Annotated in this window: 14 protein-coding genes; 5 read left to right on the top strand and 9 right to left on the bottom strand. The window is 48.5% G+C overall.

Features of this window, described 5'->3' with window-relative positions; genetic code table 11:
* Positions 1 to 19 precede the first annotated feature (19 nt).
* Both AB432_RS13525 and AB432_RS13520 read right to left on the bottom strand, forming a co-directional pair.
* A complete protein-coding gene (locus tag AB432_RS13525; protein ID WP_048032717.1) occupies positions 20 to 1,510 on the bottom strand; it encodes a sodium:solute symporter family protein in 1,491 nt (496 codons plus the stop codon).
* Positions 1,507 to 1,704 carry a DUF3311 domain-containing protein gene (locus AB432_RS13520; protein ID WP_048035794.1) on the bottom strand — a complete coding sequence of 66 codons (198 nt, stop codon included), beginning with the start codon at positions 1,702 to 1,704 and terminating at the stop codon, positions 1,507 to 1,509. Before AB432_RS13520 ends, AB432_RS13525 begins: the two co-directional genes overlap by 4 nt.
* 153 nt (positions 1,705 to 1,857) lie before the next feature.
* Between AB432_RS13520 and AB432_RS13515 the strand changes: the two genes are divergently transcribed.
* Positions 1,858 to 3,504, top strand: a complete 1,647-nt coding sequence (locus tag AB432_RS13515) for a PucR family transcriptional regulator (RefSeq protein WP_113732269.1) — start codon at positions 1,858 to 1,860, stop codon at positions 3,502 to 3,504.
* Between the two features lie 43 nt (positions 3,505 to 3,547).
* A complete protein-coding gene (locus tag AB432_RS13510; protein WP_048032716.1) occupies positions 3,548 to 3,733 on the top strand; it encodes a hypothetical protein in 186 nt (61 codons plus the stop codon).
* A 59-nt stretch (positions 3,734 to 3,792) separates the two neighbouring features.
* On the opposite strand, the gene AB432_RS13505 is transcribed toward AB432_RS13510, so the two are convergent.
* From AB432_RS13505 to AB432_RS13480, 6 genes are all read right to left on the bottom strand, one after another.
* Positions 3,793 to 5,406, bottom strand: coding sequence for an ABC-F family ATP-binding cassette domain-containing protein (locus AB432_RS13505; RefSeq protein ID WP_048035792.1), 1,614 nt, complete (start codon positions 5,404 to 5,406; stop codon positions 3,793 to 3,795).
* A 351-nt stretch (positions 5,407 to 5,757) separates the two neighbouring features.
* Positions 5,758 to 6,879: a sulfate/molybdate ABC transporter ATP-binding protein gene (locus AB432_RS13500; RefSeq protein ID WP_048032715.1), complete on the bottom strand. Its 1,122-nt coding sequence runs from the start codon at positions 6,877 to 6,879 to the stop codon at positions 5,758 to 5,760.
* A complete protein-coding gene (cysW, locus tag AB432_RS13495) occupies positions 6,876 to 7,742 on the bottom strand; it encodes a sulfate ABC transporter permease subunit CysW (RefSeq protein WP_048032714.1) in 867 nt (288 codons plus the stop codon). The genes AB432_RS13500 and cysW overlap by 4 nt, the downstream gene beginning before the upstream one ends.
* Before the next feature lie 12 nt (positions 7,743 to 7,754).
* Positions 7,755 to 8,591 (bottom strand): sulfate ABC transporter permease subunit CysT, encoded by an 837-nt coding sequence (cysT, locus tag AB432_RS13490; protein ID WP_048032713.1) that lies wholly within the window; start codon positions 8,589 to 8,591, stop codon positions 7,755 to 7,757.
* 30 nt (positions 8,592 to 8,621) lie between these two features.
* Positions 8,622 to 9,614 carry a sulfate ABC transporter substrate-binding protein gene (locus tag AB432_RS13485; protein WP_375154925.1) on the bottom strand — a complete coding sequence of 331 codons (993 nt, stop codon included), beginning with the start codon at positions 9,612 to 9,614 and terminating at the stop codon, positions 8,622 to 8,624.
* 296 nt (positions 9,615 to 9,910) lie between these two features.
* A complete protein-coding gene (locus AB432_RS13480; protein WP_048032711.1) occupies positions 9,911 to 11,137 on the bottom strand; it encodes an NAD(P)/FAD-dependent oxidoreductase in 1,227 nt (408 codons plus the stop codon).
* Positions 11,138 to 11,286: 149 nt separating this feature from the next.
* Between AB432_RS13480 and AB432_RS13475 the strand changes: the two genes are divergently transcribed.
* Positions 11,287 to 11,589: a DUF3846 domain-containing protein gene (locus AB432_RS13475; protein WP_048032710.1), complete on the top strand. Its 303-nt coding sequence runs from the start codon at positions 11,287 to 11,289 to the stop codon at positions 11,587 to 11,589.
* A gap of 91 nt (positions 11,590 to 11,680) precedes the next feature.
* Here the strand turns inward: AB432_RS13475 and dut are convergent, their stop codons facing one another.
* Positions 11,681 to 12,217, bottom strand: coding sequence for a dUTP diphosphatase (dut, locus tag AB432_RS13470; protein ID WP_048032709.1), 537 nt, complete (start codon positions 12,215 to 12,217; stop codon positions 11,681 to 11,683).
* A gap of 197 nt (positions 12,218 to 12,414) precedes the next feature.
* Here dut and AB432_RS13465 point away from each other — a divergent pair, with 197 nt between their 5' ends.
* Complete coding sequence (locus AB432_RS13465) at positions 12,415 to 13,359, top strand: oxygen-dependent tRNA uridine(34) hydroxylase TrhO (protein WP_048032708.1); 945 nt, start codon at positions 12,415 to 12,417, stop codon at positions 13,357 to 13,359.
* A 143-nt stretch (positions 13,360 to 13,502) separates the two neighbouring features.
* Positions 13,503 to 14,954 (top strand): amidase family protein, encoded by a 1,452-nt coding sequence (locus AB432_RS13460; protein WP_048032707.1) that lies wholly within the window; start codon positions 13,503 to 13,505, stop codon positions 14,952 to 14,954.

Here is a 14,954-nt window from a genome sequence, read left to right as displayed (position 1 = left end):
CTCCTTTAAGAAATTAGGATTAAAGAGTTGGTGTCCCTTCTGTGTTAGCCGTATGACGATTCAGTGCAAAAAGATTCCTCGTCACAAATGTCACAGTAAACATCACGACGAGATTGACCAGCAATGCCACGACACCAATGTTCAAGTCTTTGACAGCGGCTGGCCAATTCGGGAACATGGTCGCAATCGTCACTTGGAAAATCGTCACATACGCAACGGTTGACACCCCACATAAAATCCCGGCAAACGCACCGTATTTATTCACCCACGGCTTGGCAGGGAGACTGAAAAGCAATGCCGGGAATAACTGTGTGACCAAGCTGTAGCCCATTAATAACAGCGTTACGAGCGTATCTCCCCCACTCAGTGCAAAATACAACGAGATCAACGAGATGACAGGCACCAACCATTTGGCAATCCGGGCGATTTGTACGTCAGATGTGTGCGGAGCCATAACTTTATACACATTTTTCGCCAAGAGCGTCGCCCCTGTCATCAAAAGCATCGAGCCTGGTACGAGCGCCGTGAGCAAGCCTGCTGCTCCAATGATGCCAACCACCCACGGATCGAATGTTTGCAACGACAGACGGAGCAAGGACAAATCACCGTCCGCCCCTTTTAAACCGGGCACTTGCAGGATCGCCGTAAAGCCGACAAAGAACACAAACAAAAGCATCAAGGTATAGAGCGGCAGCATGATCGTATTTTTGCGGAACACATTTGCATTTTTCGCGGAAAATACAGAGCCGAACGTATGCGGCCACATGTAAAATCCGAACACCGTGACAAGCACCGTTGAAATGTACCAGGAAATGCTTAATCCTTCCTCTGGGAACGTCAAGAAACCCGGATTGGAGGCTTGTACAGCTTCAAACATTGGCTGGATGCCCCCATAGTAATGAAACGGAAGATAAAGCCCGAGGAAAACGACGACAAAGAAAATCATGATGTCCTTGATCGCAGCCGTCCAAGCCGAGCCGTGAATCCCTGAGATCATGACGTAAATGGTCACAACAATGACTCCGATCCATATCGCAGCAGCAGGCGAAATCGAGCCATAGGATGCTTCCGATACGATGATCCCCAGGCCTTTGAATTGGAGGACGAGATACGGAATAATCGCAATGACTCCGACCGCTGCAACCAAAATTCCGAGTATCGGACTCTTGTATTTGCTTACAAAAAAATCGGATTGGGAGACGAGCCTGTGCTCTTTGGCATACCGCCAAATGGGCGGCAAGAGCCAGTAGGAAATCACATAGGCGAGGGAAATGTAAGAGAGAACGTAATAAGAAGGTGCCCCTTTGGAGTACGCCCATCCACTGCCTCCCAAAAAGGTGAATGTCGTATAAATCTCGCCTGCTACCAGCAAGAAAATAAAGATCGAACCGAATCCTCTGCCACCAACTGTCCATTGTTCCATATTCATGTCTTTCCCTTGTTGCGCACGAATACCGGAATAGAAGGACAGCAATAAAAAGGCAAAAATAATGATCAAGGCGATATTCATTGGCCGTCCTCCTTCGTAGCAGGGTCGATTTTGTTGAGGAATGCCATGATGACGGAAGTTAAGACAACCCAGAGAACGATCCAAAATAGGACAAACGGCATGCCTACTACGTAAGGCTCAACCCGATTCACAAACGGAATTCCTCCCAGCATCCCAATGAACGGCAGTACCCCTAGCCAATCTCTCGCTTTCATACGACTCCCCCCAGTTTGCTCGATTTGTCCCATTGCCTGTACACATCCTGGACATGTACATTAGTATTATCGAAAAATTCAAACATCTCCTTTGTTCACATGGCTAGAAAACGGAACGGGGTTTTGTGCGAGTAGCTAAAAGATGATGAAGGCATGGTGAGCGTAATGATTACTGTCCGTGAGCTCATACAAGTTGGTGGCTTTACTGAATCGTCAGTGCTTGCTGGCGCGGACTCTTTAGAAAATGAGCTGTTGAATGTTACTTCCTTTGATTCTCCCGATGGCCACAGATGGTTGCGAGCTGGTGAATTCGTTCTGACGACAGGCTTTCCATTTCTCTCTCAGCAAAAAACATGTACGAAACGGCTGATTACGCTCATCGATGAGCTAGTCGCCATCGGCACCCCCGGGCTTGCCATCAAATTAGGTCGATACATCGAGAACCTTCCTGAAGCCGTTCTCACCCATGCTACGAAAAAGGCATTTCCCATCCTGTCCTTTCCGATGGATAAAGCTTGGTCAGATGTCATCGTGCCAGTCGTTCAGTACATCAATGACAAACAGCGCATCGAGCTGGACAGAACCCATGCCATTTATGAACGGTTTCATTACTATTTGACGGGAGGAGCTCCGATTTCTACATTGACAGATTTACTGTCCGATATCCTTGATGCTCCTGTCTCCATCCGTGTCCCCCAGCATAAATGGAAATGGGATTCTTCTCTTACTCCGCTCCCACTTGATCATTCATTGGACAAGCTATATGGTCAACGCGCCCCGATTCGACTAACACAAGAGCCTCTTAGCAAACAAAAAGAAGGCATCCATGTCCGGTGGCTTCTCCACGACCAGATCGTGCAGGGAACCATCATCATTGGACAGCGGGAGCGTGATCTATACGCGTGGGAAAAAGTTGCCATCGAGCAAAGTGCTGCCCTCTTGGCACTTGAAATGCAGCGACAACGAGCCATCCAGGAAACATTCCAGCGTTTTCGCAATGATTTTTTACAACAACTTGTCAGTGGCCAGATCGTCTCACACGAAATGCTCATGCGAAAGGCGGATGAAGTCGGCTGGGAGTTGTCCGATCATTATATCGCGATGCTCCTAAGCACCTCCCCCCACGACAAAACCAGCATGGAACTTTGGCAAGAAAACCATCATCTTCTGAACGCGTTGCACAGCTTTTTTTCTTCCCATGGAGCGATTCTGTATGGATTGGATCAGGAAAATCGTGTCCTCTTGCTCGTGCCGATGTCTATTCATACCCCCACTGAATCACTCTCGCAATGGCTGCAAGAACAGTGCTTGAATACGGCCACCAAGCAACTGGATCAGCCCGTATTTGCAGGAATTGGGCGATATCATCCGAAACGGGAAGGCATCGTTCGTAGTTATCGGGAAGCACTGATCAGCTTGCAAACCGCTCTACATTCTGCAAACACCACCACCATCTCTTCTCTTAGCGTCATCAAAAGCTACCACGACTTGGGACTCGAGCGAATCATGTACGCAGACGATCCTGCGACAGAAGCCCAAGCGTTTGCAGAAGAATGTCTGGGCAAAATCCAAAGCTATGATCGAGACAAGAACGGACAACTCTTACAAACCTTGCAAGTGTTTTTGCAAGCGGATGGTAATTACGCGGAAGCCGCGCGTCGTTTGTATGTCCATAAAAATACAATCAAATACCGCATCCAGCTCATCCGAGAGTGGACCGGATTGAATGCGGAAAACGGACACGATCAAATGCTGCTGCGCATCGCCATAACTGCACATGTCATTGGGCATCGTCATTAATCTTGGTATAATGAATGGGAAAGCTAGGTAGGAGGAACAACAGATGAACGAATGGTTGAATAAACCCGTGAAGACCATACAAAGACCAAAGAAACGAGGCACGGTAGAATACATAGATGACCAGTATATCGTGGTGTTCTTTACTTCCCCGCGAAAGGAACGCGTTATTTTCTCGAGCAAGGAAGCGTTCCTTAACAAAATCGAGTTCGTGGAAGACCCCGTAACATGAGAAAAAGCCCCTGACTTCAACTGTGTGAAGTCAAGGGCTTTTTATATGTGCGTAGCAACTTACGCGTAATGCTCGTCACGCAGGCGTTTGATTTCATCGCTCTCCAGGTACTCGTCATACGTGATCATTTTATCAATGACACCCTTCGGCGTGAACTCAATGACCCGGTTCGCAATGGTTTGAACGAACTGGTGGTCATGAGATACGAACAGAAGTGTACCGTCGAACTCAATCAAGCCGTTGTTCAATGCAGTAATGGATTCCAAATCCAAGTGGTTCGTCGGTTCGTCCATGATCAATACGTTGGCACTCGCCAGCATCATCTTGGACAGCATGCAACGGACTTTTTCTCCCCCGGACAATACGTTTGACTTTTTCAGCGCTTCATCTCCAGAGAACAGCATGCGACCGAGGAATCCACGAATGAATGTCTCGTCTTGATCTTTGGAGTATTGGCGCAGCCAGTCAACCAGGCTCAAATCGGAGTTAAAGTACTCCGCATTGTCTTTTGGGAAGTACGCTTGGGAAGTCGTAACGCCCCATTCGAAAGAACCGCTATCAGGCTGAACTTCCCCCATCAAAATTTGGAAGAAGGTTGTTTTCGCCAGCTCATTTGGTCCGACAAACGCAACTTTGTCCCCTTTGTTGATGGTGAGGTGAAGGTTTTCAAACAGTTTCTCGCCTTCAATTGTCTTGCTCAAGCCTTCGATGGCTACGAGGTTTTTACCCGCTTCACGCTCTGGCTTGAAGTTAATGAACGGATACTTACGGCTGGAAGGACGAATGTCCTCCAACGTAATTTTCTCCAACAGCTTTTTACGCGAAGTCGCCTGCTTGGACTTGGAAGCATTCGCAGAGAAACGCGCAATAAACTCTTGCAGTTCCTTCATTTTTTCTTCTTTCTTCTTATTCTGATCACGAACCATTTTCAGCGCCAGTTGGCTGGATTCGTACCAGAAGTCGTAGTTACCCACGTACATTTGGATTTTGCCAAAGTCAATATCCGCAATGTGCGTACACACCTTGTTCAGGAAGTGACGGTCATGGGATACAACGATGACGGTGTTTTCATAATCCGCCAGGAAGTTTTCCAACCAACGAATCGACTCGATGTCCAAGTGGTTCGTCGGCTCATCCAAGAGCAGGATGTGTGGATTACCGAACAGTGCTTGCGCCAACAGAACACGTACCTTCTCCGTACCAGAGAGGTCCTTCATCTGCTTGTCGTGCAGGTCTGTCGGGATACCGAGGCCGATCAGCAAGCTAGCTGCATCTGCTTCGGCCATCCAGCCGTTCAGCTCTTCGAATTCTCCCTCCAATTGGGACGCGCGATTGCCGTCTTCCTCAGAGAAATCTTCTTTCATGTAAAGAGCGGTCTTCTCTTCCATGATCTCGAACAGGCGCTTGTGGCCCATAATTACCGTTTTTAACACTTCGTACTCGTCGAATTCAAAGTGGTTCTGCTTTAATACAGCGATACGCTCGCCCGGTGTCACCGAAACGTGACCGCTCGTCGGCTCGATCTCTCCGGAGAGGATCTTCACGAAGGTAGACTTCCCTGCACCGTTCGCACCGATGAGGCCGTAACAGTTACCCGGGGTAAACTTAATGGATACATCTTCAAACAGTGCGCGCTTGCCGTAGCGCAGCGTCACGTTCTGAGTGCTTATCATCGTCGCAATACCTGCCTTTTTTGAATCGTTCAAACACTTATCTTACCAGAGATGACCTCATTTTGCAAAAGGTAAACGTTTTCGCGCACAGCAAAAAATACTGGATTCATGAAATGGACTTTGGCAGGGAAAACTACCATGGCAATCCAGTGAAAAGGAGGCTTAAGAAATGTCCAAGCAAAATGGTGTCAAAAATGAGATGGGAAAGAAAGAAAACCCTTCGCAAACCCGTAGATCGAACACAATTAGCAAAGAACAGACACGCTCCAAGCAACGCGGCGAATAGCTTAGTGACTCCATCAAAAACCGGCCTGCGGCATATGCAGACCGGTTTATTTTCATTAAATCGGATCAAACACTGGCCTGCAACGGAACGCGTGCAGGGCGATGTGTCTGTACCGGCTGTGAATCCACATAGATCGATACATTGTGCAATGTCACATACACAATGCTCTCCTCTTCTACGTTCAACTCCATAAAGCGCTGCCTGCTCATCTCTGCCTCAAACACCTCCTCCGTGTCCAAACGCTTCAGGTCAAGGCGAACAATTGGGCCCAAGAGCGAAATATGGTTAATCTCGGCCTGAACAGATCTGGCAGACTTCCCCTCAGGCGGTCGCAACGATATCTCTACATCATGTGGACGCATGTATCCGACAGCGGGAGCCTCCACGCCTTTATCCTTCCAATCCGTCTCGAACTCTGCCTCACCAAGCTTGATTTTGCCATTTTGGATTCGTCCGTGAAACAGATTGACTCGCCCCAGAAAGCTATACACAAACGGATTCGCCGGATGATGATAAATTTCTTCGGGCGATCCTACCTGCTCCACTCGCCCTTCATTCATCACAACAACCTGATCCGCCAATTCCATTGCTTCCTCCTGATCGTGTGTGACGAACAAAATCGTCAGCCCGAGCTTCCCGTGTAGATGACGGAGCCAACGACGCAGCTCCTGTCTCACTTTCGTATCCAAAGCGCCAAATGGTTCATCCAGCAGCAAAAATTTTGGTTCCACTGCCAACGCCCTCGCCAATGCAACACGCTGGCGCTGCCCACCAGATAGCTGTGAGGGATAGCGATGTGCGAGACCTTCTAGCTGCACGAGTTTTAACAGCGAATGAACCTTTTCACTGATTTCTTCCTTGCTCGGTCGTGTTTTGCGGGAGCGAACGGACAATCCAAACGCAATGTTGTCAAAGATGTTCATATGCCGAAACAAGGCGTAATGTTGAAAAACAAATCCAACCTGCCGCTCGCGCACGTCGCGGTTCGTATTATCCTCTCCGTGAAAGAGAATGCTCCCCTCCTGCGGTTGCTCCAGTCCAGCGATGAGACGCAAAAGCGTCGTCTTTCCCGATCCGGAAGGCCCGAGAAGCGCTACGAGTTCGCCTTCCGGGATATGCAGATTCACATTTTTCAGCGCCGTAAAGCTTTTATATGACTTCGTAATGTTCACTACCTCGATACTCATCCGGCTCTCTCTCCTGTCACGTCGTAGTGTTGTTCCTCATCCAGCTTTGCCTGCCGCTCGGTTTTCCACTCGATCAAGCTTTTCAGAATAAGCGTCACCAAGGCTAAGGCAGCAAGCAAGGTGGCTACCGCAAAGGCAGCAGCGAATTGATATTCGTTGTAGAGAATCTCCACATGCAACGGGAGCGTATTGGTCATGCCTCGGATATGACCGGAAACGACGGATACTGCCCCGAATTCACCCATGGCGCGGGCATTACACAAAATGACTCCGTACAGGAGTCCCCATTTTACGTTTGGCAGCGTGACGCGTAAAAATGTTTTCCAGCCACTTGCTCCGAGCGAGACTGCTGCTTCCTCTTCGTCTCTTCCCTGCGCTTCCATGACCGGAATCAGTTCACGAGCGACGAACGGAAAGGTAACAAAGGTCGTCGCGAGCACGATACCTGGAACCGCAAATATAATTTTGAGATCCCACGCCGCAAGTAAGGGCGCTGCCACACCTTGACTCCCAAACAAGAGGACAAAAATCAGGCCGGCAATGACTGGCGACACGGCAAATGGCAAGTCAATCAACGTAAGCAACACATTTTTACCCGGGAACGAAAACTTGGCAATGGCCCATGCAGCCGCGATCCCGAACGTTACATTCAGCGGTACGCTAATAGCTGCGACAAGCAAGGTGAGCTTGACAGCGGATAACGTTTCCTCCTCTGTAATGGACGCCACGAACACCTCCGCTCCTTGTCGAAATGCTTCTGTAAAAACAGCGACTAGCGGCAGGATCAAAAACAAGCCAAGGAAGAGCATGGCCACGATAATCAGTGTCCATCGGATATAGGCTGGCTCCGTCAAATGCTTCATCCGTAATACCTCCTAACGGGCCGCATCGAATTTATTGATTTTCCATTGCAAGTAGTTGATGATCAAAAGCATGATAAAGGAAATCACTAGCATGACCGTTGCAATTGCCGTAGCGCCTGCATAGTCAAACTGTTCCAGCTTGGTCATAATCAAGAGGGGCACAATCTCTGTTTTCAACGGCATGTTCCCGGAGATGAACACGACGGAGCCATACTCTCCCAATGCTCTGGCAAAAGCGAGCGCAAAACCCGTAATAATCGCCGGTAACAGATGCGGCAACACCACCCGCCAAAATGTATTCCATCGGGTAGCGCCCAACGTTGCCGCCGCTTCCTCCATTTGCAAATCCCAATCCTGCAACACTGGCTGGACGGTTCTAACAACAAAAGGAAGACCGATGAATGTTAGGGCAACCCATATACCGATGGGAGTGTACGCAACCTTGATCCCCCACTCCGCCAGATACTGTCCGATCCAGCCATTCTCAGCGTAAATAGAAGTCAGGGCAATTCCGCCTACAGCGGTAGGTAAAGCAAATGGCAGATCAACTATGCCGTCAATGATCCGCTTCCCCGCAAACTGATAGCGTACCAATACCCAAGCCACCAAGACACCAAACACTGCATTGAGACAAGCCGCGAAAAAAGAAGTCATAATACTCACACGAATAGAGGCAAGGACCCTCGTATCCATTATCGTCCCAATGAATTGCTCCCAACTCATCGTCGAAGCTTTTAAAAACAAGACAGACAGAGGGATTAGTACCAGAAGACTCAGGTAGATGATGGTATACCCCATGGTCATGCCAAAGCCAGGCAAGAACCCTCTGTTGCGAAATGATTTTCTCATGAAGGTAACTCCTCTGAGGAAAGTGTAGGTCTATGGTTTATAAAGTTGATCGAAGACGCCTTGATCTGCAAAATGAGTCTTTTGTGCTTTCGTCCAGCCACCAAACAACTCATCGATAGTAAACAATTGGATGTCAGGGAATGCGGGTGTATGTGCTTTGAGTACTTCCTGTGAACGTGGACGGTAATAGTGCTTGGCTGCGAGCTCTTGGCCTTTTTTGCTATACAGGAACTGAAGGTATGCTTCCGCTGCTTCTTTTGTCTTGTGCTTGTCAGCGTATTTGTCAACGATGGTGACAGGCGGTTCAGCCAAAATGCTCAAGGACGGATTCACAATCTCAAACTTGTCTTTCCCTAGTTCATTGACCGCAAGATACGCTTCGTTTTCCCATGCAATCAGTACATCCCCAATGCCACGTTCGACAAATGTAGTGGTCGAACCACGTGCACCAGAATCGAGGACGGGTACATTTTTAAACAATTGTGCCACGAATTCTTGTGCCTTCGCTTCATCTCCCCCATTTGTCTTCAGAGCATAACCCCAGGCAGCCAAGTAATTCCATCTGGCTCCCCCAGACGTTTTCGGGTTCGGTGTGATCACGGCGATACCAGGCTTGATCAAATCATCCCAATCTTTGATTTGCTTCGGATTGCCTTTTCGCACGAGAAACACAATCGTGGAGGTATAAGGCGAGCTGTTGTCCGAGAGCTTCTTTTGCCAATCAGCAGGAATCAGACCGCGTTCGGCAATCGCGTCAATATCATAAGCGAGGGCAAGGGTGACTACATCTGCTTCCAAACCATCAATGACGGAGCGCGATTGCTTGCCTGACCCGCCATGTGATTGCTTGATCGTCACGGTTTGACCTGTCTTTTGTTGCCACTCTAAGGCAAACTCCTTGTTGATATCTTGGTAAAACTCTCGCGTCGGATCGTAGGAAACATTGAGCAGCTCTACCGTAGAGTTGCTGCCCGCCGCTCCATTACCTGTTTCTGCTGGTGCGGCAGCCGAGCAGCCTGCCATAGCTGCCGCCATAGCAACGATTCCTACGCGTTGCAGGATCGTCTGGACCTTGCCTTTCGTGGTTTTCATACAGCTCACCTTCACTCCTCTTTTAATCTATAGTATTTTACTCGGAATACTCTGTTATTGAAGATTATACCTGCCTTTTTATTCCTGTCAACGATATTTCCATCTACCCTATGCTAGGCAGGTAGGCCACGTTCAAATGTTACTTGCCCATTCAGCAAATTTGGGCCCGCCCGTTCTGACATTTTCAAAAAAATAAGCCCTCCCGTTGAATGGGAAAGCTTTTTCGATCAGATGGTGACACTGGCATATTTCATCCGTTTAAAAGCAAAAAGATCAGCGTCCGAATGACTTCCTTTTGTAATCAGATCACGGATGATTTGGGCCCCGATGGTCGAATAGACGGTTCCGTTCCCACCGTAACCTAGTAGGAACAAGCAGTGCGGATAGCCTTCCTGCTCCCCAAACAGCGGGAGTCCGTCATGGGTATCGACAAAAGTCGCTCCCCAATAATATTCGGCTCGCATTGGAATCTGTGGAAATAACTCTTGAATCTTTGCGAGCAAATGATCCCGCTTCTTCAGACTGGAAGCATCCTTCTTTTGTAAGTCGTTCAACGGCTCATCGAGTCCTCCGACGATGATTCTCCCTTCCGGACAAGTACGGATATACAAGTATGGACGGGCTGTTTCCCAAATTAAACATGCTTGTGGCCAGCCCGGAAACGCTTCGACTTGATTGGTCACGATGGAAAACGAGCTTGAAATCACGGCGTTGGCATTGCGCTTCATGGTTTGTGCTTCGTAGCCAGTGGCAAACACGGCACGCCTGCACTTGATAGTGTGCCCACTTTTGGTATAGACCAAAAGCCCTCCATCCTGTACTTTTTGATGCACAACTTCCGTGTTTTCGTATACACGCATCCCTTTTTTCACAGAGTGGGCGATCACACCGTTGGCAAATTTGTACGGATTGAGCTCCGCATCTCCCTTGGAATAAATAGCCCCTTCCTTCGAAAAAGAGAATCGCTTCTCTATATCCCGTCGCTCCAAATACGTGACCGGAAAGCCGTACTTCTTCAATAACTGGTACTCTGTCCGCAAGCTCTCCGCATCGGCTGGTTCACTTGCATAATACAAGCTATCACGCCTTATGTAATCTGGAGATTGGTCTAGCTGCCCAGAGATTTTTTCCAATTCATCAACAGCCTGCCTCGTCAATTCGTAAAAACGAGCTCCTTTTTGCTCACCGAACGAATGGATACAGGCTGTCAATGTTTTATCGTTGCATATTTGCAGCAAACCCGTGTTAGCGCTGCTGCTGCCCCCACTCACCCGCCGTTTATCCACGAGGATGACGTCCATATCATGCTGCTTCAAATAATAGGAAACGAGTGCTCCTGCCTCTCCGCCACCAATGATCAGGACATCACACTTCACATCCTCGGCCAGAGAGGGATAGAGGGGTGGCGTTGGCAATGTTTCTGGCCAATACAATTTTCCGGTCACGAATATCATCAGCATGTCCCCTCAGGCTGAAAGTATCAATACGGACGCTTCTTCAATCTCAATCATTAGGATAACCAACACACCAACAGGCATCCGCTCCCCTATCGCACAATTCATTCGTCATACGTTATGATAGATGTCAGAAGGAGTGATTGCGCTTGACTACGGTATACATAAAGCTTCCGCATGAACATGCAGTTGTTCGAGAAATCGCTGGGACGGATGAACTACAGGAACTGGTGGGTGGTGACTATGAGGTCGTGGAAGATGACCATCTGGAGGGAATCTCCCTCGTAGTGAATGAAGATGCTCGCGGGGTACAAGCGAACAATTTCCCCATCACATCAGACGGTTTTTTAGATTGGGTCTATGGACCTTGCGTATTCGTCAAGGCAGATGGACGTTCGTTGACGGCTGACGACCTTTCGAGAATTGACCAGTTTTTATCCGCCAAAGGATGAGGATATGATCAAAACAAAGACCCCTGACGTAACAGCTCACGTGCATTTACACGGCTGATGATCAGGGGTCTTGTATTTTTACTCGATAGAACTAGCTCTTGATACCGCTGCTGCCGAAGCCGCCCGCTCCTCTTTCAGTCTCGTCGAGCTCATCGACTACTTCGAACTGCGCGACTGGAACGATTGCAATCACGCCTTGTGCAATTCGATCCCCTTTTTTGATCAAGTAGCTATGTGCATCGACTTCTTGTTCAACGGTTACTTCGTTTTCGCCAGCGCCCAGACATACCTTGCCATTTTTTCCGGATGCGATTCGAATGTTATCCATCAGTACGCATACTTCACCGCGATAGCCTGCATCAACAGTCCCCGGTGCATTGGACAAACGCAGCTTTGTTTTTGCACTGATCCCGGAGCGAGGGCGCACTTGCAATTCAAATCCTTCTGGAAGCGCGAACGCCAAGCCAGTTGGAACTTTTGCAGATTGTCCAGGGGCAATCAATGTATCCTCTACCGCGACCAGATCAAAGCCCGCGTCCATTGCTCTCGCGTACGCTGGGATCACCGCGTCTTGATGGAGCTTTTTAATTTTCACCTGTGTAACCAGGCGCTCATTTGCCATGTTCATGTAATGTCTCTCCTCTATAGCCTGTCAGCAGAATACCATTCATAGTTTACAGGATGCATCCACTTCCAGCAAGAAGCACCGATTTTCATAAAAACCTCACAAATCCCTTTCTTTTTCAGCGCTTTTAACAATGGGATGTGATATAATCACCGTTGCATCTAAAATCACAATTGAAAAAAGAAAGGTGGAATTGTACCTTGCAAGTACAAAAACCATATCGCATTTTGTTGTATTACAAGTATACTCCTATTGAAAATTATGAGGAGTACGCAGCCGAGCACTTGCAATTTTGCAAGGATAACGGGCTGAAAGGGCGGATTATCGTAGCGCCGGAAGGCATTAATGGAACCGTATCCGGAACGATTGAGCAAACTGACGCCTACATGGAATATGTGCGAAAAGATCCACGTTTTAGTGATATGTGGTTTAAAATAGATGAGTCGGAAGAACATGCGTTCAAAAAAATGTTTGTACGCCCGAAAAAAGAGTTGGTAACCTGGCGTTTGGAGGAAGATGTTGATCCGAATAAATTAGTCGGAACCTATCTGAATCCAAAAGAATGGTACGAAATGATGCAGGAAGAAGACGTCGTGATCCTTGACGGTCGCAACTACTACGAATACGATTTGGGACATTTCCGTGGTGCGATTCGCCCTGAAGTGGATTCATCCCGTGAGTTCCCTGAGTGGATTCGTGAAAACATGAGCCAGTTCAAGGATAAAAAAGTCCTCACCTACTGCACAGGCGGTATTCGTTGCGAAAAGCTGACAGGTATCTTGCTGCAACAAGGTTTTGAAAATGTGTACCATCTTGAGGGCGGAATTGTCACGTATGGTAAAGATCCAGAAGTCCAAGGGCGCCTGTGGGATGGAAAATGCTACGTGTTTGACGAGCGCATCTCCGTACCGATCAATCATACCGAAGAAGACGTCGTCATTGGCCGTTGCCATTACTGCGGTACTGTCGAAGACCGCTATGTAAACTGCGCCAACCCATTCTGCAACAAGCAGCACTTCTGCTGCACAGAATGTGAGACAAAATTCAAGCGTTCTTGCTCCGATGAATGCCGCGAGCACCCTCGCAACCGTTATGTAGAAGCGGAAGAAAAAGCGAAGCTGGAAGCTGCTGGATCAAACGCATAATTTGGTACAAATACAAACAAGCTGATTCTCTCGTAGAGTCAGCTTGTTTTTTATAGGTAAAAGGCTCACACTCCCCTCTCATTCCCTTTCCCTGAATTTGGTACTATAATAAAAATCAAATCATTCGCAAAAGGGGATACATTATGTCAGTGATTCATGAAACGAGCATTCTCGAATGGCAAACTGCAATGACAGCTGGAACCACGACTTCGCGGGAATTGACTCTCTCCTTTTTACAGCGGATTGCCACCTACAACAAACAAGGCATCCGAATCAACGCCATTTGTGAGCTAAATCCAGATGCACTAGCGATCGCAGAGTCACTGGATCGAGAACGAGCGGTGTCAGGCAGTCGTGGGTCGCTTCACGGTATCCCTGTATTGATTAAGGATAACATTGCGACATCTGACAAGATGCACACGACGGCTGGAGCTCTAGCTTTAGCTGATTCGTTTGCCTCTGCGGATGCATTCGTCGTTACCAAGCTCCGAGAGGCGGGCGCGGTTATTTTAGGGAAAACCAATCTGACGGAATGGGCTAACTTTATCTCCAATGACATGCCAGATGGCTACAGCTCGCGCGGTGGACAAGTGTTGAACCCATACGGTCCTGGTGTACTCGATGTCGGCGGGTCTAGCTCGGGGTCGGCTGCTGGGATTGCCGCAGGTTTTGCTGTTGTGGCAGTCGGTACGGAGACTTCTGGGTCGATTCTCCATCCAGCAGAACAAAATTCGCTCGTGGGAATCAAACCTACTGTTGGCTTAATCAGCCGTTCGGGTATCATCCCGATTTCCCATAGCCAAGACACAGCCGGACCGATGGCAAGAACCGTGACAGATGCAGCTATTTTGCTTGGCGCGCTTACTGGCATAGATGAAAAGGATCCGGTGACTGGAAAAAGCGAGGGTCTCGCGCATACTGATTACCTCCCCTTCCTCGATGCAGATGGATTGCGGGGTGCGCGCATCGGCGTTGTACGCTCCAGGTTTTTGGCTGAGTGTGAAAACGAAGAAATCGCCTTGTATGAAGCAGCTATTGAAAAGCTCAAAGAGGCTGGCGCAACTGTCGTAGATGCGGTCACCATTCCGACAGAAAATGCCGAGTGGGATAGACATGTTCTCGTACATGAATTCAAGGTTGGGGTAAATGCGTACTTAAAAACGTTACCAGCCTCCTACCCGATCCGCTCCTTACAGGATGTCATTGCTTTTAATCGGGCTCATGAAGAACAAGCCCTGCTATATGGGCAAGAGCTACTGGAAGAATCCGAGCTAACAAGTGGCACACTGACAGAGCCTGAGTATTTGGCGAATCGCCTGTTCGATTTGGAAATGTCACAGAAGCAAGGCCTTGATGCTGTTATGAAGGAGCACGAACTCGATGCCCTCTTGTACCCCGGCAGTACGGGTTATGCTATCCCGGCCAAAGCTGGTTACCCTTCGATTACGGTTCCGGCTGGCTATACTTCTGCGGGCAAGCCATTTGGCCTCATGCTGACCGGTCTGGCATTCCAGGAACCTACTCTTCTTCGCCTGGCCTACGCTTATGAGCAAGCAACTCGACTGCGTGTAGCTCCGAATATGACGAAAGATTAA

Source organism: Brevibacillus brevis, from assembly GCF_001039275.2.
Classification (GTDB): Bacteria; Bacillota; Bacilli; order Brevibacillales; family Brevibacillaceae; genus Brevibacillus; species Brevibacillus brevis_C.
Note: the sequence above shows the minus strand (reverse complement) of the source record. Positions and strands in the feature narration are given on the sequence as shown.